This window comes from Vibrio panuliri (genome assembly GCF_009938205.1).
GTDB lineage: Bacteria > Pseudomonadota > Gammaproteobacteria > Enterobacterales > Vibrionaceae > Vibrio > Vibrio panuliri.
The window spans coordinates 720,628-741,814 of sequence record NZ_AP019655.1 but is presented as its reverse complement, the minus strand read 5'-3'; the positions used below and the strand labels follow the sequence as shown (position 1 = coordinate 741,814).

The following is a 21,187-nucleotide window of genomic DNA, read 5'->3' as shown; positions in this document are numbered from 1 at the left end:
GATAAGTTCTAAGTTGACTTTGACACAGGACGTCATATGACAGCACTACTGCTTGAAAAAGATAAAAGCGGCGTGGCTTGGCTAAGCCTTAATCGCCCAGAAAAGCACAATGCATTCGACGATGCATTGATTTCAGATTTGATTGAGCGCTTAACTGAACTTGAACAAGACCCAACACTCACAGCACTGGTTTTAGGCGCTCGAGGCAGGCATTTTTCGGCAGGTGCCGACCTAAACTGGATGAAGTCGATGGCTAATCTATCGCAACAAGAAAACTTGCGGGATGCGCAGCAACTGGCGTTATTGCTGCACAAGCTCGATACGTTTCCTACCCCGACTTTGGTGCTCGTGCACGGCGCTGCTTTTGGCGGTGCACTCGGTTTAATTTGTTGCTGTGATATTGCCATCGGAACGGCTGACACTCGTTTCTGTTTAAGCGAAGTTAAGTTGGGCTTGCTACCCGCGACCATAGGGCCTTATGTAATAAGAACGATTGGACAAAGACAAAGCCGCCGCTACTTTTTGACCGCAGAAGTCATGGATAGCGACACTGCATTACAGCTCGGTATCTTGCACCATATCAGCGAAACGCCGGAGAAACACGCCACAAACATCATAGATCAACTCGCTAATCACGGTCCTAACGCATTGAGAGCAGCAAAGGAGCTTTGCCTACGCTGTGATAATTATCCTATCGACCAATCATTGATTGATTATACCAGTCAGGCAATCGCCGCCGCCCGTGTGTCCGACGAGGGGCAAGAAGGCTTAAGTGCGTTTTTTGCTAAGCGCTCACCGGTTTGGAGGTAACATGTTTAAACGAATTTTAATCGCCAATCGCGGTGAAATTGCCTGTCGCGTGATTCGTACAGCACGCTCCATGGGCATCGAAACTGTGGCTATTTTCTCAACGGCTGATCGTCACAGTCAGCATAGTAAACAAGCCGATATCGCCGAGTATGTGGGTCCCTCGCCTGCTAGCGAATCCTATTTAAACATTGATAAAATAATCCAAATCGCGCTAAAACACCGCGTTGACGCAATTCATCCTGGCTACGGTTTTCTATCGGAAAACGCACAGTTCGCCAAAGCATGCAGTGATAATGGCATCATCTTTATTGGCCCTCCAGTGCAAGCCATTGAACAGATGGGGTCTAAATCCCAAGCGAAAGCCATTATGGCACAAGCCGATGTCCCTCTTGTCCCTGGTTATCATGGTAATAATAACTCGCTGCAAAACCTACTCGCAGAAGCAGAAAAAATTGGCTATCCCGTCATGCTTAAGGCAGTGATGGGTGGCGGTGGTAAAGGGATGCGTGTGGTCAACAATGCGCAAGCGATGCCTTTTGCAATTGAAAGTGCGCAACGTGAGGCACAATCCAGTTTTGGCGACCAACATCTTCTTATCGAAAAATGCATTGTTAAGCCGCGACATGTGGAAATCCAAGTATTCGCTGATCAACACGGCCATTGCCTCTACCTTTCGGACCGCGACTGTTCAATTCAACGCCGCCATCAAAAAGTCGTTGAAGAAGCGCCCGCTCCCGGGTTAAGCGTGCAACTGCGTAAAGAGATGGGGGAAGCTGCCGTCCAAGCGGCTAAAGCAATAAACTATGTTGGCGCTGGCACGGTAGAATTTCTGCTTGATAGCAGTGGCGAGTTCTACTTTATGGAGATGAATACCCGCCTGCAAGTCGAGCACCCAGTTACTGAGCTCATTACGGGGATTGATCTTGTCGAATGGCAGTTACGCGTGGCATTTGGCGAAGAGCTGCCTATTTCTCAAGCACAAATTGCCCATCGCGGTCATGCAATTGAGCTGCGGATTTATGCTGAAGATCCAGAGCGTGATTTCATGCCTTCGACAGGCGCGATCACTTACCTTTCTGAACCCAGTTCGATTGACGATGTGCGTATCGATAGTGGTATTGTTCAAGGTGATTCTATCAGTGAGTTTTACGACCCAATGATTAGCAAGTTAATCGTTTTTGGTCAAACTCGTTCAAGTGCCATTTCACAGCTTAAACAGGCATTAATGAACTATCACATCCTGGGAATTAACACCAATATCGGCTACTTATACAGCATCGTCAGCCAACCCGCTTTTGCCGATCTTGCGTTGGATACCGACTTTCTGCTGACCCATCAAGATTCTATTCAACAGCAGCAAGCGTGTGCGCCCTCGATCTGGTTAACCTTAGCGGCACTTGCACGATTAGCGGTATTGCGCGCACAAGACTCCACTCTGCCGGCTCCAACTCGGCAAGGATTTCGTCTGTCTCAGCAGCAAACATCGCGCTTTGACTTCGCTCAACTTCGGGTGAACCATCACGTGATTCTCTGCCACACAACCGAAGACAACAAGCTCACAGTTTATGCTGATGAGCACACTCATGAGGTTTCTATTATAGAACCCTCCCCTTGGTTTAAAGTCGACATTGATGGGACACGTTATGAGTTTCAATCGCGCATAACCGCCGACTCAACCACGATCTTTCAAAACGGGCAGCAACAGACATTCTCCCACTCCGCAAATCATGAGTCTAACCAAACTCAGCTTGATGAACTCAACCCCACAGCACCACTTAATGGCATCATTTCCGCATTGTTGGTCGAGAAAGGCGATCATGTCGAGAAAGGCGATCCTCTTCTCGTGTTGGAAGCGATGAAGATGGAATACACCATTAGTGCCACACAAGGTGCCGTGATTGATGAGGTTCTGTGTGAGTTTGGTGATCAAGTTGAACACGGCGCGGTTCTCTTGCAGCTATCCGTCAAGCAAGACAAAGACTCGACGTTGGAGGAAAAGCATGCTTCCAAATAAGGTGAATATTATTGAAGTTGGGGCTCGTGACGGACTACAAAATGAAAAATCCGTCACACTTGCTGACAAAGTTCGTCTGATTGACCGCTTAAGTCTCAGTGGCCTCTCACATATTGAAGCAGGCTCATTTGTTTCGCCCAAGTGGGTGCCACAAATGGCAGATTCTGCGCAGGTTTTTGCCAGTATCCAACAACAAGCTGACATTGTATATTCCGCTCTAACACCCAACCTTGCCGGATTAGAACGTGCAATCGCGAGTGGTGTTAAGCAAGTCGCTATTTTTGGTTCTGCCTCTGAGTCCTTTAGTCAAAAAAACATCAACTGTTCGATTAGCGAAAGTCTTGAGCGGTTTGAATCTGTTATCGCCCTTGCTAAGCAGCACAATATTGCAGTACGTGGCTATCTATCCTGTACGATGGTCTGCCCTTACGAAGGTATTATTGAGCCCAAACAAACGGCAAGCATCGCGAAACAGTTGTTTGCTATGGGTTGCTACGAAATTTCACTAGGTGATACGGTCGGTAAAGGTACACCGAACCGCGTATCAGCCATGCTGGAAGAGCTGTTGACTCAGTTACCTAAAGAGGCGTTGGCGATGCACTTCCACGACACGTACGGCCAAGCGTTAGCCAATATTTACCAGGGGTTACTGATGGGTATCAGCACTATCGATAGTGCCGTTGCTGGCTTAGGAGGCTGCCCTTATGCCAAAGGCGCCAGCGGTAACGTGGCAACAGAAGACGTACTCTACCTTTGTGATAATCTTGGCATTGAAACGGGCGTTGATCTTGAGGCTATTAATCTAGCCGGTTGGGAAATTTGTCGAGCGTTAGACAAGCAGCCGGTATCCAAAGTCGCGTTGGCGATGGGAGATTGCCGTGTTTAAGACAACCGACAACTCTCAACCACATCAGTTAACAGGCTTAGGATTTGGCAAAAAAGACACGGATACCAGCCCCAAATAGGATGTCTGTCGAGTTATCCATGTTGCGCATGTTTTCTGTTACGGTTAACTCCAAAGCGACAAGCTCATAGTGATAGCGATAACCAACAACCAGTTCATGGGAAGCTTTGGAAAACTCGCTATCGTCATCAGCCCCACCTTGATAGAGATGGTACTCGCCAATTAAATGATGACGAGGGTTTAACTGATAGCTGTAGCCAAGCGCAAAAGCTCCAGTGAAATCTCTAGCCTCAATTTCCCCTAAAATTAGCTTATCACCTCGGTGTGTAACACCCACTGTGGAAAACAAAACAGAATTATCAAACTTTCGGCTGTAGTTCAGTTGAACACCTTGCTCAAAACCGCCCTCGACAAACGACTCGTCGACGCCATTCATATACAAGGTTCCACCAATTGACCATGCGTCGACCGCAGTTTGGTGCAACAAAAACTCAATATTGACATGCATTCCGTTGACAAACACATCATCTTCGAAGTTCTCGTGCGTAAACCCATAAGTATCACTGTGTATATGAAAACGGTCTTCCGCGACTTGGTCACGACCATTTTGACCAATATTGAATGCATCGTGGAAGTTCATTACAAACGAATCAAGGCCATTGTTTCTCGCCCAAGAATATTGATACATAATCTCGGTTTTGACTCGGCTGTTCACTTGCCACTGAATACCCGTTTGCACTTGGTTTTGATAATAATCGAGGGAGAAGTCATGACTGTGCGCCCACACACTCGCCATCGATGTGTGAAAAAACACCTCAACGTCTTGCTTCTGAAACGCAGAGCGAAGCTGGGTAGATAAACTCGAAGACTGGTAAGGAGACGCAGCATAAGTTCGAAGCGGTTCCACTGCAACGTCAGCATAGGTAGAAAATGAACCACTGAAGAACAACAGCATGGTACAAAATGGTCCAAACTTAGACATTTTTTCTCTCGTTATTGTGCGAAACATACTCCTTAGGCAAAAAGACTAATCATCATCCATGATGATTAGTCACGTCGACAATACTCAATTAAACAACTCTTTAAGGTGAATCGTGGATGTAATTGCTCATTCGAGCGCACGTTCGACAGGCGACATTGTTACGGAATCTGATGAGCGCTTAAACCGCTCTTGGTGAGACTCAGTGTCACGAAATATGGACTTTATTAGCGTTATTATTTGCGCAAAATACCCTCAAGGTTGTCTTTGAGCACCTCACTTCCCTATTTGTAGTATTAATGCACGCTTGAACTTATTGGCGAATTATCTGAGAGAATGTATGAGAACGCGTTTCGGTCTGTTAATACTGGTTAGCCTGCTTAGTGGCTGCACTACGGTGAGTCAGCCGGAAAACCGTTTACAAAAAGATATCAGCACCGAACTCGACCAACATGCCTTTTCTCGACTCGAACATCGAGACAACCATGTTACTGTTATCTTAGCTTTTTCAGGGGGAGGAAAGAGAGCGGCAGCCCTATCCTATGGCGTGTTAAAACAGCTCAACGACATCACAATAACCCAGAAAAATGGATATTCTTCCACGCTATTAGATGAAGTCGATGTGATAAGCTCAGTGTCAGGGGGAAGCTTCACCGCCGCCTATTACGCCCTCTATCATGAAAAAACGTTCACACACTATGAAGACGAGTTTTTACAAGCAGATGTGAAGCAAGACCTTATTTCAACCTATCTCAGTCCGACAAGATGGTTTACCAAGCACTCTCGCACCGAAATCGCTCGTCGCTATTATCAAACACAACTTTTCGGTGACGCTACCTTTGCCGATATTGATGACGATAAGTCACCATATTTGATTATTAATGCTTCAGACATTACGACAGGTGTACGCTTTTCCTTTATTCAAGAGTACTTTAGTTTCCTATGCTCAGATATAAGCCAATATCCGATATCTAAAGCCGTTGCTGCATCTACCGCTGTCCCTATATTGTTTGAGCCAGTCGCATTAGAGAATCATTCCGGATGCAACACCACTGCACATACCTCCTATCAGCCAATGCAGATCGAGCAGCTCTCATTTCGAGCACAAAAAACTGTGCAGAGCATTGAACGATACAAAGACAAGGATAAGCATCAATACATCCATTTAGTTGATGGTGGAATCACGGATAATTTAGGGCTATTAGCCATATACGACATACTCGAAGTCGGAAAAATTCATCAATCCACTAATGGGGATCTCGGTACCAAACATCACGTTGTGGTTATCGCTGTTGATGCCTCAACAAAACCCGATTTAGGACTGGGTTTATCGATGGAGCCGCCAACGACCGTACAAACTCTCAACTCTGTTACTGATATCCAATTACACCGTTATAATGATGCAACCAAAGAGGTCTTTAAACGAGCAATGAATCAATGGGCAGCGGAAGCATCAACTGCTGAGAATCAAGTTGTGCCTCACTTTATCGAGGTGACCTTTAGCCATACTCGTGACCCCAAAAAGCGCCATGAGTTTAATCAAGTGCCTACCGATTTAACTCTGCCTTTTGAGAGCGTGGACGCAATCATTAAGGAAGGCCAATATCAAATTCAAACCCACCCTGCATTGCAAAAGGTACTGCTAGAGATCAATTATCCATCAAGCGATTAACTACACTAATAACGCCACTCGCGGAGATAGCGTCTTATTGCCATGTAGCACTGTTCAAGTAATGCTCCTATTGTCGAGCACGAGCAATCTCCCAGAATCGGGCTCCGCCCCAATCAGTTGTTGCATTTTAGTTAATTTGTCAATTCAACTTTGCTACTCTAAGGACAAATATAATTTAAGCAAACCACCAGCTAATTGTTTTCAGTGAGGTTGGAAGCTATGACGAAAAAGTCCATTGCAATCATTGGAGCTGGCATTATCGGCATCACGAGTGCTTACTTGCTCAAGAAAGCGGGATACAAAGTGATCTTACTAGACGCCGAGCAAGGACCTGCACTCAAAACAAGCTACGCTAACGGCTGCCAGCTAAGCTACTCATACGTAGACGCGATGTCTTCCCCTAGCTTAGTCAAAAAAATGCCGAAAATTATCGCAGGAATGGATCCTGCTTTTCGTATTAAGCTATCGACCGATATCCGTTTGGCGAGTTGGGGAAGCAAGTTCTTAAGTAACGCACGCAGTGAAAAAGAACAATCAAACACCCAACACCTTATGCGGCTCTCGCAACATTCCCAGCATGTACTTCATGCACTATTGAGCGAATCCAAGCTAGAGTTTGAACATCGCACTTGCGGAAAACTTCTAATTTACACAAATCAAAACGAGCTGGATAAAGCGTTGAAACGAGTTGAACAAAAGCTCACGTGGGGCTGCGAACAACGAATACTCAGTGCCAAGCAATGTTTAGAGTTAGAACCTAACCTCGAACAATTGACGCAGCCGATTGTTGGAGGAATTTACACCGAGACGGATGAAGTGGGTGACCCGCATCATTTTGCCAATCAACTGCTTAAGATGATGTCGCAAGACGATGATTTCGAACCCCATTTTAATTGTCGTGTCACGCAATTAGTCAAAAAAGCGAATTCAATTGATTATCTTGCAACCTCCTCTGGAGAAATTCGCGCCGATGCGTACGTTCTTGCGACAGGACCAGAGAGTCTAACGCTCGCTCAAGATATTGGCGTTACCCTACCTATTTACCCAATCAAAGGCTATAGCATTACGGTACCCGCTACCAAACATGCTCCTGAAGTCTGTGTCACGGATATTGCCAATAAGGTGGTTGTTAGCCGAGTTGGTGACAAACTTAGAATGGCCGGTTGCGCTGATATTGTTGGGGATGAAAGCAATATTGAGAAAAGCCGAATAGACCATCTACTCAAAGTCTGTATGACTAACTTTCCAAAAGCAGGCATCTACAGTGAAATCATCCACACATGGGCTGGTTTTCGCCCGGTAACACCAAGTAGCGTGCCCATTATTGGTCAAGCAGGTGCCGACAATCTTTTCTTGAACATTGGTCATGGCATGTTTGGATGGACATTAGCCACTGGGTCGGCGTCGCTACTTACCGCTCAGGTAAATCAACAAACACCACCTATTGATCCTACTGGAATGACCCCACGCGATCACGGCATCGCCGGGGCATTACAACTGTAGCGATAAATTCATTACAGCCAAGTCTTAGGGAGTATTATGAACATCGGCATCTACATCTATGACCAAGCAGAAGTTTTGGATTTCGCTGGGCCTTTTGAGGTGTTTAGTACAGCAAAACGATTAGGTGCAACCAATCTCAACGTTTTCCTCATTTCAGAGCAACTCCAAACAGTTTCCGCCCGAGGACATTTTAAGGTGATGCCTGATTATTCACTGCAAAATCACCCAAATATTGATTTGCTGGTTGTGGTTGGCGGCTTCCACGAAGATGAAGTTAACAAGCCTCATATTATTGAATGGGTGGCCTCAGTAGGAGCGTCTGCACAACATGTCGCCTCCGTGTGTACTGGCGCATTTCTTCTCGCTAAAGCGGGATTGCTTGATGGTTCTACTGTCACCACGCACTGGGAAGACATCTCTGCCCTAGCCAGTCAATTTCCTAATCTACAGGTCATTGATAATAGACGCTGGATAACGTCAGATAAGTTCACCACTTCAGGAGGAATTTCCGCTGGTATCGACATGAGCTTACAATTAGTCTCCAAATACTACGGCTTGCCTCTTGCCCAAACCGTCGCGAGGCAGATTGAGTATCAATGGCAAACTAGCAATTAGATGCTATCGTTTTAGCAAAAAAAAAACGTATGTGGGTTTAGCCACATACGTTTAACCGTTCCATCAAATCTAGCCTTTATTTTAACTAGCTCAAATCAATATCTTTCGTGCCAAAGAGTAAGGTTGTGAAAAAGCCAGCGACATACGATACAACCAAACCACACACAAACACTGCCATTCCAAGGAAAATACCTTCATTCGACGTCATCAAAGGAATCGCGACAATACCAGAGGGACCAAAGACTGTGTTTAAACCTACAGGTAACCCTAAATATGAGATCAAGCCGATAAAGAAACCACCCGCTGCACCGCCTATACATGCAGTCACAAATGGTTTCACTCGCGGTAAAGTCACACCGTAAATAAGTGGCTCACCAATACCTAAAATACCGGGAATAATCGCACCACGAATTTGGGTTCGCAGCACTGAGCTCTTATCCGATTTCCAGTATAGAGCCAACGATGCCCCTACTTGTCCTGCGCCCGCCATCGCAAGGATCGGGAACAACGAGTTAAAGCCTTGCGCTTCCATCAAAGCAAAATAAACGGGAACAAAACCTTGGTGGATACCAAATACAACCGAAATTAAGAACAAGCCCGCCAAAATAGCCGCGCCGAGTGGGTTGTCATTGAGGTTCAAGAACAACCAAGACATGCCTTTAAACAACACGCCCCCTACTGGCATGATAACAATAAAGGTGACCGCCCCCATAATCAGCAAAGTCACGACAGAAGTTAAAATCATATCTAGGTCATCTGGCATATACTGGCGAACGATCCGTTCAACTTTTGCACCGATAATTGCCGCAAGTAACACACCAATGATATTGCCTCGAGGATCAATAGCAAAGCCAAAGAAATCACTCATACCTGAATAGATTCCTGAAGTGGCTTCAGGGTTGTATCCCAACACAAACAACGAAGCGAGAATCGCGCCATTGACGCCAGAACCACCAAAGGCTTGTTGGGCATTGTAACCAATCAAAATACTGAGGAAGGCAAATAACCCTTTACCAAAAATCTTCATATAAGCGACAATGCTTATAATGAAAGAGCTCGCATCTTGCCCGACGATCATGGTTTGCTCTATGAGAGTCGCAATACCTAGCAGCAAACCGGCAGCAATAAAGCCAGGAATAAGCGGTGTAAAGATGGTTGCAAACTTACTTAAAAAGCGCTGCACAGCACTGGTTTGTTTGCTTTTTACCTGAGACTTTTGCTGCTTGGCTATAGACGCTAAGTCTTGTTCCGGCTTCTCCTCTGCGTCATCACCCAGTAACCCTTCCAACAATTCATTCATCATCTCTGATGCTTGTTGCGCTTTGCCCGGCCCCATGATGATTTGTAGTTGCTCATCCGACTCAACTACCCCCATCACAGCGCCCATCGCATTAAGAGTCTCTTTATCAACTTTGCCAAAGTCGGCCAGAGTAAGGCGTAATCGCGTCATGCAGTTGCCTGCTTTCACGATGTTGCCCCCTCCGCCAACTGCGGCAAGGATATCTTTCATGGTATTTGTATTAATCTTAGCCATAGTGATTTCCTTAATGACAGCTAAACGTCAGACAATGCAGCGCGGATAAACCCGCGTTTTTGGGCCAGTAACTTGGCCGCTTCATCTGCCGTTAAATCCGCAAGCAACATAAGAATTGCCGTTTTGCAATGACGACCGCATGCCTCTAGCGCCAGTTCCGCTTGTGCATCAGTACAGCCCGTTGCTTCCACGACAATGTTGGTTTGACGTTGCACCAATTTGGCATTGGTCGCCTCAACATCAACCATTAGATTGCCAAATACTTTACCTGAGCGAATCATCGCTCCAGTCGTCAGCATATTTAGCACGAGCTTTTGCGCTGTGCCTGCTTTCATTCGAGAAGAGCCTGTTACCACTTCAGGTCCAACGATTGGCGTAATCGCAACATCGGCGGCATCAATCATTGGGCATGTTGGGTTACAAACGATACAAGCGACAAACGCGCCTTGTTTCTTGGCATACTCCATACCACCAATCACATAAGGGGTACGTCCGCTTGCTGCAATTCCGACCAACACATCCTTATGACTAAAGTTGATCTGTTCAAGATCAGTAACAGCAAGTTGCGGAGAATCCTCAGCGTTTTCCACCGCTTTAAAGATGGCTGTGTGCCCACCAGCAATCACCCCTACCACTTGCTCTGCGGGCGTACCATAAGTAGGAGGACACTCACTCGCATCCAAGATGCCCAATCGACCTGATGTGCCTGCCCCCATGTAAATCAGACGCCCGCCTTGTTCAAAAGCAGAGGTCACCGCATCAACAACTTGAGTAATTTCATTGAGTGTCTTTTCCACTGCATATGCGACCGTTTTATCTTCATCATTAATCACTTTAAGCATCTCAAATGTAGAGAGCGTATCTATATTCTGGCTTGCAACGTTGCGCGTTTCAGTGACTAGATGGTTAATGTCTAACTTCATAATCTATCTCGAAATATCGGTTCTTTGAGGCGATAATAGATAATTCGATATTGGCAATTAGTGACATCCGTCACAGGATTATTTATTCCAAATTCACGTAAATATGGAATAATTTAGCCAGATTGAACACAAAAGACACACCTTACCCTTTTGATGTTCGAAGCAACCCACCCCAATGAATGAATAATCAGCCGTAAGTTGGAATATTAGCGAACCAAGAAAGAAGGAAGATGTGATGTCGATCACCCATATAATTCTGCTATCTCGCAACAAGTTACCGACGAGTGGCAGGCGCATTGCTGATTGGATTATCGCTAATCCCGAAGAAGTACTCGCCCTAACAAGCCAAGAATTAGCCACTAAAATTGAAGTTGGGCAATCGAGTATCGTTAAATTTACTCAGCGTTTAGGTTATCGCGGATTTAGTCAGTTCAAACGCGCATTGATAGAAGAAATGAGTCGTAAAAGTGCTATCCAGCACGCTCCATTGCACGCCAATATCGAGACGAGTGATTCTACCGCCACTATTATTCAAAAGCTGATAAAAGCTAAGTCGGAAGCGATCTTCCAGACCAGCAATGCGCTAATTAACAGCCCGTTCGAAAGCGTTGTTAATCTTGTTGATCAAGCCAATCGTGTCCAGATCGTCGGTATGGGAGGGTCTGCACTCTCTGGCAAAGACCTAGCCTATAAACTACTTAAACTGGGTGTTGCCGTGATTAGTGAGTTTGATAGCCACGTTCAAGTCGGAATCGCCAGAACACTTGGCCCTAAGGATGTGCAAATTGCCCTTTCGTTTTCAGGACAAACCAAAGAGATTAACGCAGCGGCGGAAGCAGCAAAAGAGCGAGGAGCAACAGTGGTAGCGCTTACCGCGCCAACGCCAAGCGAACTGCGCGATCTTGCCGATTTTAACCTCGATACCATCGCTGATGAATCACAACATCGAGCCTCATCCATGAGTGCCAGAACCGCGCAAAATGTGGTCACGGATGCGCTATTTATTAGTTTAGTTAAACTCAGGGGCGACTCTGGTCAGGAGATGATTCAAGATATTGCATCACATATCAAACAGCTAAGTTGACATACGCAATATCAACTCAAAATTGCAGTTAAGCGCAGAAATGCGTTTCAAACGCGCAATCCGCAGTTCAGCAAGACTTTGCTGGATTGCTTTCTTTACCCTTGGTGTTGCAGTTTTTCAATTCACTCCGCTTCTTTCTCTCGCGAGCAAAACCGAGCAAAACAAAGACAGGTTCGATTTATCGCTTTTGCCAAATCATCCAGTACTCTTTGCCAGCAAACACTGCGACGCTGTCTTTAACTGGGGAGCAAGTGATGCATTTAAACGCCTCACCAAGCCGTTGAGCAAGTTCGCCCGTCTGCAGGCAAAAAGGAGGGAAGCGCGAGCGGTAATCATCGCTAATAACGAAATACCCCACGAGTAAACCTCCGGTTGGTAATAGTTGCTCAACCATTTTAAAGTAGTCTTGCCAATAATCCCTTGGTAGTGCCGCTAAAAACGCCCGTTCGTAGATTATCTCAAACGGATGGGCAAACTGAGCGCTAAATACATCGCCATACTGAACCGCATCGGCATGTTGACCAAGTTGACTTCTCGCTACGCTCACCGCTTGCTGACTGTAATCCATCGCGATGACTTGATAACCGTGCTCAATGAAACTCTTTACCTCGTATGCTGCCCCACATCCGGGGATAAATACATGCGTCGCTTTATGGGGCTTAGATGGCAAAGAATTAGCAGAGAGAAATTGTGCGAGCTCCTTTGGGGTTTGATTTCTGTCCCACGGCATATTGCCAGTCGTAAAGAGTTGGTCCCAAAACTGGGCATCAATTTGTGGTGCTTGTGATTTTTCCATCAAACCGCCTATCCATAGCAGAGTAATTACAGGGGCAGTGAGTCACTATCCCCCATTTACTTTAGTTCGTACGTAAGTCCTTGATTAACGAGCGATCGTCCTGACGTTCAGCAACAAAGAGTACGTCCCCTTTCAGTTTAGTCACTGATTGCATCGTGACTTGAATATCTTGCGCAGCAACGTGACTATCATGACAACAGAAGGTAATGGTGTCTTTTACCCCATCTCGCTCGATCAATAATGACCCCTTAACATTATGTCTTCGACAGATCTCTTGCACCTGATGCGGGTAAATAAAAAGCCCTTTGACTTTAACCGCTGAGTCCGCTCTTCCCAACCAGCCTTTTAAACGCATGTTAGTACGAGACGACGGCGGCTTGGCAACAACTTGCGCCGACAAATCACCCGTGGCATAGCGAATTAGCGGAAACTTATCATCAAGGGATGTCACGACGACTTCTCCTACCTCCCCTTGTTCAACCGGACTTCCATCAGGGTCAACAATTTCAACGATAATATCTTCAGCAACGACCAAGTCAGACGAACCTGTTTCTTGATACGCAATTAAGCCAAGTTCCGCGCTAGCATAAGCCTGCGTCACTGTAACACCATAACGCTTAAACAATACTTCCATCTCACCAGTCACCGCTTCTCCCGACACCAATGCTTTGGTAATGGAGCCGCTTTTTTGGAACATCTGTTGATAACGCTCTAATAAGGTGACCAAATAAGATGGCGTGCCGGCATAACCTGTTGGCTTGAGCTGCTCAATTGCTTCAACTTGAGCGTCGGTGTTGCCAACACCGGCGGGAAATACCGCGCAGCCGCATGCTCTCGCACCACCATCCATAATGAATCCACCTGGCGAGAAATGATAAGACATCGAGTTGTGGACAAGCTCACCGCGGCGGAACCCAGCCGCAAAAAATGCTCGCCCCATACGCCAAAAATCTCGCTCATGACTTTGCCCCTCATATAAAGGGCCGGGCGACTGAAACACTCTTGCCATCTCACCCAGCGAAACGTTATTGATGCCGCCAAAGGGAGGATTTTGCTTTTGCTGCATCGGTAGATGAAACTTGCGCGTAATCGGTAGCGTTGCCAGTGAATGGCGATCGACAATGTCAGTTGAATTACAATCCGCCAACAACAGCGCATAATGTTCACTCTGCCGTTTAGCCAGTTCGAGCAGTTTTGGTAACGGGCCAAATAGACGCTGCTCTCGTTGTTGTTGGTTCATTGATTCTTTGTCATCAAACACCGCTTTGCTTCCATCTTTGAGTAATTCGCTCATGACTTCTCCTTATAACCAACGCTTACGGCGTTTATACGACTTAAGGTTTTTGAAGCTTTTGCGCTCGCCTTCGCCACCACCCAAATAGAACTCTTTCACATCCTCATTGTTGAGCAACGCATGTTTACTGCCATCTAGCACTATCTTGCCCGATTCCATGATGTAGCCATAATCCGCCGCTTGCAGGGCGAAATTGGCATTTTGCTCAACTAATAGCATGGTAATGCCATGTTCCTTATTGATTTTCTCAATAATGCCAAACACTTCTTTTACCAGTAGTGGCGACAATCCCATCGAGGGTTCATCGAGCAAAATCATCTTTGGGCGAGCCATTAATGCGCGCCCAATCGCGAGCATCTGTTGCTCTCCACCAGATAAATAGCCAGCCAAACCTGTACGCTCTTTCAAGCGGGGAAAATAGTTAAACACCATTTCTATGTCTTGTTCGACTTCATTATCTGTTCGCGTATACGCCCCCAAGCGCAAGTTTTCAATCACGGTCATATCTTCAACGATACGGCGACCTTCCATCACCTGAAAGATACCTGAACGAACAATTTCCTCTGGATTTTTGTTGTCTATCCGCTCGCCCATAAAGGTAATTTCGCCACGGGTCACTTCACCATCTTCCGTTTTCAACAAACCGGAAATCGCTTTTAGTGTTGTTGATTTTCCCGCACCATTCGCCCCTAACAGCGTGACAATTTGGCCCTTAGGAACCTCAAGGCTTACCCCACGTAAAACGAGAATCACTTCGTCATACACAACTTCAATATTGTTGACTGATAGCAGGATTTCTGCGGGTTCTACTTGCTGTGCTAATTCACTCATTAAGTCGCTCCTTGCAGGGTGAGAGTTGCCCCTCACCCAATAACAATCCAATAGAGATTAGTAACCTAGCCAATCATCCCTGCGTGACAATGTCACCTCGGCAACTTTATTGATGTCTACGTTACCTCCTTGGTTGTTACCCATAAATACATTGACGGTTGTTGTGCCTCGGTGGTCGTCTTGCTGCCAATTGGCCGGAATGCACACACCCTCAAGACCTTTAGGAACCCAGTTATCACGGACGTACATACCTTGCTTAATATTTTCTCCGGTAATCCCCCCATTGGCTTTCGCCCATTCCATCGCTTCTTTCATATAAAACGCAGAACAAACGCCTCGGATATAATGGTGAGTACGGAATTGGTTAGGATCTTGAGATGATTGCGCGGAGATCTCTTCCACCAGCTTCATCCCTTCACTGTCATCCCCCCAGAATGCTGTCATACCCGGAAATACGTAGTCTTTAAGACCATCACCCGCGGCTTCAATCACTGGTTTGTCACCACCCCAAATATTGGCCATATATTGGAAGTCTGTCCCCACCGTATTACAGGACTTAACCAGTGAAATCACCGAGCCACCTAAATTGGCAATGTAGCCATAGTTAGTTCCCGACTCTTTGAGTGACAGACATTGTGCTTTGAAATCTCCTGGTTTTAGCGACACCACCACTGGATTTTGCACTTCAAAACCCAGCTCCTTCGCATACTCTGCGCATGCTTTTTTCGGCGCATTTGGGAATGGGTGGTTATCACCTATGTGGGTAAATTTAGGCGCACCGGTGTTTCCTTTGGCATCCCAATCGTCTTTCGCCCATTTCACCAACGCACGACAAGCATCTGAATATGACGCGCCATAAAAGAAGTTATAAGGTGCTGGTTTAGCGGTCTTAGGATTCTTGCCGGTAGGATCGGTTAAGTGACCAGAGTAAGAGGCCGAAAAAACGGGAACCTTGTCTTTGGTAACGAATGAAATAAGCGCTTCTGTATCCGCGGTACCCCACCCTTGCATCGCCACCATGTTCTTGCGAGCAACCCAACGCTTATAGTTGGAAATAGCGACTGGAACTTTATAGGCCATATCGACGGTTTCGAACTCCAACTCGGTGCCATCAATACCACCATTTGCGTTAATCCATTTAAGCGCATCTCGAACTCCCGAACCATAAGGCTTACTCACGTAAGCGGTTGGGCCAGAGAAATCCACTAAGTGCCCAACAAACACCGAATCTTTCGCCTGTACCGTGCCTGTGAACAGGGCTGATGACAAAACCAACGTTGTTGCTAGATATCCTTTGTTCATAGCTTGTAATCCTTGTTATTTAGGTCATTTCACCCATATCCAAGCGACAGGCATCCTCATGACGCCTCGTAACTGGATAAGGTGATTACAGTTGATTAATAAGAGAACGGATAATGTTTCCAATATGCTCGAATCTGTTGCCAGCGATGAGCTAACCCTTGTGGTTCGAAAATAAGGAACAGCATAATTACCAGTCCGACCGCCATTTCTTTGATGTAAGCCAAACCATCAGTAAACGCAGTACTTGTCCCGAAAATAGATAAGCCTGCGACACCAAATTCTAAGACCTCGGGCAGTAACACTATAAAGATGGTGCCCATCAAAGTGCCTTTCACTGAACCGAGTCCACCAATGATGATCATGGCCAGAAACTGGATCGACATCATGATGGTAAAACCTTCAGCCGAAACAAAGCCTAAGTAGTGGCCGTACAGCGCACCACCGATTCCAGCATAGAAGGCACAAATTCCGAATGAGAGCAGACGATATTTGGTCAAATTAATGCCCATAATTTCTGCCGAGAGATAATGGTCTCGCACGGAAACAAACGCGCGACCATCACGAGAGCGAATTAAATTTGCCGCCCACATATACATAAATACTAAGGCGAACAAAGCGACATAGAAAAAACTCTCGTCGCTGTAAAATTCGTAACCAAAGAGCGCCACTGGGTTGGCACTCGCACCATAAGATCCACCACTAAACCACTCAGCACGCGCGAAAAAGTCTTCTAAAATAAATTGCGCCGCTAACGTGGCAATCGCCAAATAGAGCCCTTTAATGCGGGCGGCAGGCAACCCGAACAGCATGCCAACAATCATGGTTAAATAGCCTGCGAGCGGAATAGCAAGCACCACAGGAATGTTGAATTGGTTGTTTAGCCAAGCTGAAGCAAATGCGCCAAAGCCAAAAAACGCACCGTGGCCTAATGAGATTTGCCCAGTAAACCCAACGAGAATATTCAGTCCAAGCGCTGCTATACCAAGGTAGGCAATTTGGATAAACAGGTTGAGAAAGTAAATATCTAGCACTAACGGCGCCGCTAACATAGCGATTAACCCAATAATCGCGAGTGAACGAATCGTCTTTGTTTCAAAAATTGGCGTATCACTTTTGTAGGTGGTGCGAAAATCACCACACGGACGCATACTTACATGAGCCATACTTTTTCTCCTTAAATACGCTCGATGTCTTTCGTACCAAACAGACCATATGGCTTGAAGGCGAGAATGATTAACAGCACGTAGAAGGGAGCAATATTGTACAAGTTGCCCACCTGCAAATATTGGCTGTCCACAAACTCAGCAAGATTCTCTAACAGACCAATCGTAATCCCACCAACAATTGCCCCGACAACCGAATCTAAACCGCCGAGAATAACCGCCGGAAATACCTTAATACCGATAATCGAAAGTGCGTCAGATACACCATTAACAATACCAATTACAATTCCAGCGGTGGCGGAGACCATCGCTGAAATCGCCCAACTAATCGCAAATACTTTTTTGATTGAGATTCCCAAGCTTTGCGCCACTTGCTGATTGAAGGCAGTAGCTCGCATCGCTAAGCCCATTTTGCTGAACTTAAAGAACCAGTAAAATGCGCCCATAATGATCACAGAGAAGATCAAGCTAAGTATGTAAGCGAACTCGACGTTAAGACCACCAATATTCACCACGTTAGTTTCAAACACTTGTGGGTAAGAGACGGCTGAAACACCAAAGATCCACTTCATCAGTGCTTGGAAAAACATCGACAAGCCGATCGTCACCATAATGACTGAAATAATCGGCTCACCAATCAGCGGGCGTAATACAATGGTTTGTACTGCGATGCCAAACAACGTCATAAATGCTAACGTCAATAAGAAGCCGACAAAGAAAGGCAACTGTAAATAGACCAATGCCGCCCAACAGACCCAAGCGCCAATCAATAAGAATTCACCTTGGGCAAAGTTCACCACTTGAGTCGATTTGTAAATCAGTACAAAACACATGGCGACCACACCGTATAACATGCCAACTATTACGCCGTTGATGACGAGTTGTAATAATAAGTCCGTATTCACTATGCGATCCTCCGTTGTTCGCGGGTGATGGGTTGCGGTTGATGCTCTATCAGCGTTTCGACCACTAAAGAGGTTTTTATGCGAGTTTTGGTGCCGTCCTGATAGGTAATCACAGTGTCGACATCTACATTGGGTTGGTCGCTGTAGATGGTCTCGATAATGTCGCTATATTTCTCGGCTACGACGCCACGACGAACTTTTCGCGTTCGAGTTAACTCGCCATCATCAGCATCTAACTCTTTGTAAAGCAGAATAAACTTGCTGATTTTTTGCGCCTCTGGCAGCGATTCATTTACCTTTTGCACTTCATTACGAATTGCACGATAAACCTCAGGCTGAGCGGAAAGATTGGTATAGTTGGTAAACGCGATACCTTTTTGCTCTGCCCATTTGGCGACGATCGCATAGCGAATACAGATGATTGCTGACAACCAAGGTCGTTGCTTACCCAGCACCACGGCTTCTGCAATAAAGGGCGAGAATTTAAGCTTGTTCTCAATAAACTGGGGAGAATATCGAGCCCCTTGGCTGGTCTCTGACATATCTTTGAGTCGATCTATCACGACCAGATGACCGGAAGGTTTGAAGTACCCCGCATCACCAGTATGCATCCAACCGTCACGTACATCCTCGTGATAAGCATCCATATTATTGAGGTAGCCGGTGAACATGCCACTACTTTGCGCAATGATTTCACCAACGCCATTACTGTCAGGATTGATCACTTTCACCTGTGCGTTATCAAACGCAACACCAACCGAGTCGTAATCCACATCATCGGATTGATGCACGGTATACGCGCCACACATTTCGGTCTGCCCATAAAGCTGCTTGAGGGGCACCCCAATTGCTTGCAGATATCGGAAAGTATCTGGTCCCATCGCTGCGCCGCCCGTTGCTGCGGATGTGAGGTTCGAGAAACCCAATCGATCCCGCAGTGCACGTAACAGAATAAACTCAGCGAGCTTGGAACGCTTACCTTGCTCAAGCGCCTGATTCGCCAGTTTCATTCCCCAGTTGTACATCTTTTGTTTGAAAGGCGTCGAGTCCATCATTCGAGCGGACACGTCGGCGACGATGTTTTCCCAAACTCGCGGCGCCAATAAAACAAAGTTCGGTCCTATTTCACGCAAATCAGACATCATCGTTTCTTGCTCTTCGACAAAATTAACGATTTGGCGTGCAACTAGCGCCTGCCCTACGACATACACTTGCTCCATGATCCAAGGTAGTGGCAACACTGAGACATAGTTGTCGCCCGGAGCGCGAGGGTCAGCTCTCAAATAGGCGGAGCAGTGGTCTAAAAAAGGCCCGCTGTGCAACAGTGCAAGTTTGGGTTTGGATGTGGTCCCCGAAGTGGTGCACAGGATGGACAGATCATTACCATGGGTTGCATTGACCAATGCCGAGTATCGTTCAGGTTGAGCCTGATCCAACGCTTGTCCTTGTTGATAAAGCGTTTCAACGTCAACTAAACGAGGATCATCATATTTACGCATCCCACGAGTGTCGCAATATACAATCAACTCTACACTTGGAATGGTATCACCCAGTTCAAGTAACTTATCACACTGCTCCTCGTCTTCTGCGATAACCACTTTCGCTTGGGCATAATTAATTAAATAAGCCACTTCATCATGCATCGAGTCTTGATAGATACCTAGCGAGTAAGCTTTTATAGCATGGGCGGCAAGCTCTCCCCATACCCACTCAGGTCGATTATCACCCAGCAAACCAATCACATCACTTTGACCGATTCCAAATTCTTGCAACGCCAGCGAGAGCCACTTGACGCGATTTTGATAGTCAAGCCAACTAAACTCTCGCCAAATACCAAACTCTTTTTCACGCATTGCAATATCATTTGGCCAATGCTCAGCATTGTATTGCAGCACTTTGGGGAAGGTATCGAGGATATCAATATCAGCCCAGTCTTTACGTTGCTGTACCATTACGCGCTCTCCTCTAAACTTGGCATCTCCTCACCAAGATAGGCCTTCTTAACATGAGGATTTTCCATCACTTGTTCAGGGTTACCCATCGCGATATGTTTGCCAAAATCTAACACCAGAACGCGATTAGAGATGTCCATCACTACCCCCATATCGTGCTCAATCATAATGATGGTGATATCCAGTTCCTCATTGAGATCCATGATGTAACGCGCCATGTCCTCTTTCTCTTCTAGATTCATACCTGCCATCGGTTCATCGAGTAAAAGCAACTTAGGTTTGAGCGCAATGGCACGAGCAAGCTCAACGCGTTTGCGCAATCCATACGAAAGGGTTCCAGCGGTAGCTTTACGAATATGCTGAATCTCGAGAAAATCAATCACCTCTTCCACATACTTACGGTGAGCCATTTCCTCTTTCTGTGCATTCGAAAACCAATACAGAGGCCCGGTGACAAAGTTGTTCTTTAATAAGTGATGGCGTCCAACCATAATGTTGTCGAGAACCGACATATGAGAAAAAAGTGCTAGGTTTTGAAAGGTGCGGCCAATGCCCAATTGAGCGCGCTGACTTGGCGTGCGCTTGGTGACATCTTTACCGGCAAAAACAACTGAGCCTTTGTTGGGTGTATAGCGGCCGGATATACAATTTAGCATTGAGGTCTTACCCGCACCGTTTGGGCCAATGATAGAGAAAATTTCTTTCTCATTCACATGGAAGCTCACATCGGTTAGTGCTTTAACCCCACCAAAAGCGAGTGAAATATCGTTTACCTGCAGCAGAGGCGTCTCCGATACCATAGTTGATCTCCCTATCGTTTTGTTTCGTGCTTTTCAAAGAGCACTATTTGAAATCAAACGTAACTTTGATACCGGCAACCGCTTTAAAACCTATGCATCAATTTGT

At 46.1% G+C, this 21,187-nt stretch carries 18 protein-coding genes; 7 read left to right on the top strand and 11 right to left on the bottom strand.

Features of this window, described 5'->3' with window-relative positions; all coding sequences use genetic code 11:
• The first annotated feature begins 36 nt into the window (after positions 1-36).
• The 3 genes from GZK95_RS18065 to GZK95_RS18055 are packed head-to-tail and all read left to right on the top strand — an operon-like array spanning position 37 to position 3,710.
• Positions 37-810: an enoyl-CoA hydratase-related protein gene (locus tag GZK95_RS18065; protein WP_075713149.1), complete on the top strand. Its 774-nt coding sequence runs from the start codon at positions 37-39 to the stop codon at positions 808-810.
• Position 811: 1 nt separating this feature from the next.
• The gene (locus tag GZK95_RS18060) at positions 812-2,824 is read left to right on the top strand and encodes an acetyl-CoA carboxylase biotin carboxylase subunit (RefSeq protein ID WP_075713151.1); all 2,013 of its coding nucleotides are present in this window, start codon (positions 812-814) and stop codon (positions 2,822-2,824) included.
• Positions 2,811-3,710, top strand: a complete 900-nt coding sequence (locus tag GZK95_RS18055; RefSeq protein WP_075713153.1) for a hydroxymethylglutaryl-CoA lyase — start codon at positions 2,811-2,813, stop codon at positions 3,708-3,710. Before GZK95_RS18060 ends, GZK95_RS18055 begins: the two co-directional genes overlap by 14 nt.
• A gap of 37 nt (positions 3,711-3,747) precedes the next feature.
• Here GZK95_RS18055 and GZK95_RS18050 read toward each other — a convergent pair whose 3' ends face one another.
• Complete coding sequence (locus GZK95_RS18050) at positions 3,748-4,710, bottom strand: DUF3187 family protein (RefSeq protein WP_075713155.1); 963 nt, start codon at positions 4,708-4,710, stop codon at positions 3,748-3,750.
• A 337-nt stretch (positions 4,711-5,047) separates the two neighbouring features.
• Here GZK95_RS18050 and GZK95_RS18045 point away from each other — a divergent pair, with 337 nt between their 5' ends.
• The 3 genes from GZK95_RS18045 (at position 5,048) to GZK95_RS18035 (ending at position 8,497) form a co-directional block, all read left to right on the top strand.
• Positions 5,048-6,379 carry a patatin-like phospholipase family protein gene (locus GZK95_RS18045; RefSeq protein ID WP_075713157.1) on the top strand — a complete coding sequence of 444 codons (1,332 nt, stop codon included), beginning with the start codon at positions 5,048-5,050 and terminating at the stop codon, positions 6,377-6,379.
• Positions 6,380-6,598: 219 nt separating this feature from the next.
• Positions 6,599-7,882, top strand: a complete 1,284-nt coding sequence (locus GZK95_RS18040; protein ID WP_075713159.1) for a D-amino acid dehydrogenase — start codon at positions 6,599-6,601, stop codon at positions 7,880-7,882.
• Positions 7,883-7,918: 36 nt separating this feature from the next.
• Positions 7,919-8,497, top strand: coding sequence for a DJ-1/PfpI family protein (locus GZK95_RS18035; RefSeq protein WP_075713161.1), 579 nt, complete (start codon positions 7,919-7,921; stop codon positions 8,495-8,497).
• An 85-nt stretch (positions 8,498-8,582) separates the two neighbouring features.
• Here GZK95_RS18035 and murP read toward each other — a convergent pair whose 3' ends face one another.
• Complete coding sequence (gene murP, locus GZK95_RS18030) at positions 8,583-10,031, bottom strand: PTS N-acetylmuramic acid transporter subunit IIBC (RefSeq protein ID WP_075713163.1); 1,449 nt, start codon at positions 10,029-10,031, stop codon at positions 8,583-8,585.
• Positions 10,032-10,051: 20 nt separating this feature from the next.
• Positions 10,052-10,954: an N-acetylmuramic acid 6-phosphate etherase gene (gene murQ / locus GZK95_RS18025; protein WP_075713165.1), complete on the bottom strand. Its 903-nt coding sequence runs from the start codon at positions 10,952-10,954 to the stop codon at positions 10,052-10,054.
• Between the two features lie 235 nt (positions 10,955-11,189).
• On the opposite strand from murQ, the gene GZK95_RS18020 reads away from it, so the two are divergent.
• The gene (locus GZK95_RS18020; protein ID WP_075713167.1) at positions 11,190-12,038 is read left to right on the top strand and encodes a MurR/RpiR family transcriptional regulator; all 849 of its coding nucleotides are present in this window, start codon (positions 11,190-11,192) and stop codon (positions 12,036-12,038) included.
• Positions 12,039-12,216: 178 nt separating this feature from the next.
• On the opposite strand, the gene GZK95_RS18015 is transcribed toward GZK95_RS18020, so the two are convergent.
• The 8 genes from GZK95_RS18015 to GZK95_RS17980 form a co-directional block, all read right to left on the bottom strand.
• Positions 12,217-12,834: a methyltransferase domain-containing protein gene (locus tag GZK95_RS18015; protein ID WP_075713169.1), complete on the bottom strand. Its 618-nt coding sequence runs from the start codon at positions 12,832-12,834 to the stop codon at positions 12,217-12,219.
• A gap of 61 nt (positions 12,835-12,895) precedes the next feature.
• Positions 12,896-14,128 carry a phenylacetate--CoA ligase family protein gene (locus tag GZK95_RS18010; protein WP_075713171.1) on the bottom strand — a complete coding sequence of 411 codons (1,233 nt, stop codon included), beginning with the start codon at positions 14,126-14,128 and terminating at the stop codon, positions 12,896-12,898.
• Positions 14,129-14,137: 9 nt separating this feature from the next.
• Positions 14,138-14,959 carry an ABC transporter ATP-binding protein gene (locus tag GZK95_RS18005; RefSeq protein WP_075713173.1) on the bottom strand — a complete coding sequence of 274 codons (822 nt, stop codon included), beginning with the start codon at positions 14,957-14,959 and terminating at the stop codon, positions 14,138-14,140.
• A 57-nt stretch (positions 14,960-15,016) separates the two neighbouring features.
• Positions 15,017-16,261, bottom strand: a complete 1,245-nt coding sequence (locus GZK95_RS18000) for an ABC transporter substrate-binding protein (RefSeq protein ID WP_075707259.1) — start codon at positions 16,259-16,261, stop codon at positions 15,017-15,019.
• A gap of 95 nt (positions 16,262-16,356) precedes the next feature.
• Complete coding sequence (locus tag GZK95_RS17995; protein ID WP_075707257.1) at positions 16,357-17,424, bottom strand: branched-chain amino acid ABC transporter permease; 1,068 nt, start codon at positions 17,422-17,424, stop codon at positions 16,357-16,359.
• 11 nt (positions 17,425-17,435) lie between these two features.
• A complete protein-coding gene (locus GZK95_RS17990) occupies positions 17,436-18,329 on the bottom strand; it encodes a branched-chain amino acid ABC transporter permease (protein ID WP_075707255.1) in 894 nt (297 codons plus the stop codon).
• Positions 18,329-20,281: a long-chain fatty acid--CoA ligase gene (locus tag GZK95_RS17985; protein ID WP_075713175.1), complete on the bottom strand. Its 1,953-nt coding sequence runs from the start codon at positions 20,279-20,281 to the stop codon at positions 18,329-18,331. Before GZK95_RS17985 ends, GZK95_RS17990 begins: the two co-directional genes overlap by 1 nt.
• Positions 20,281-21,081, bottom strand: coding sequence for an ABC transporter ATP-binding protein (locus tag GZK95_RS17980; RefSeq protein ID WP_075707251.1), 801 nt, complete (start codon positions 21,079-21,081; stop codon positions 20,281-20,283). The genes GZK95_RS17985 and GZK95_RS17980 overlap by 1 nt, the downstream gene beginning before the upstream one ends.
• Between the last annotated feature and the right edge of the window lie 106 nt (positions 21,082-21,187).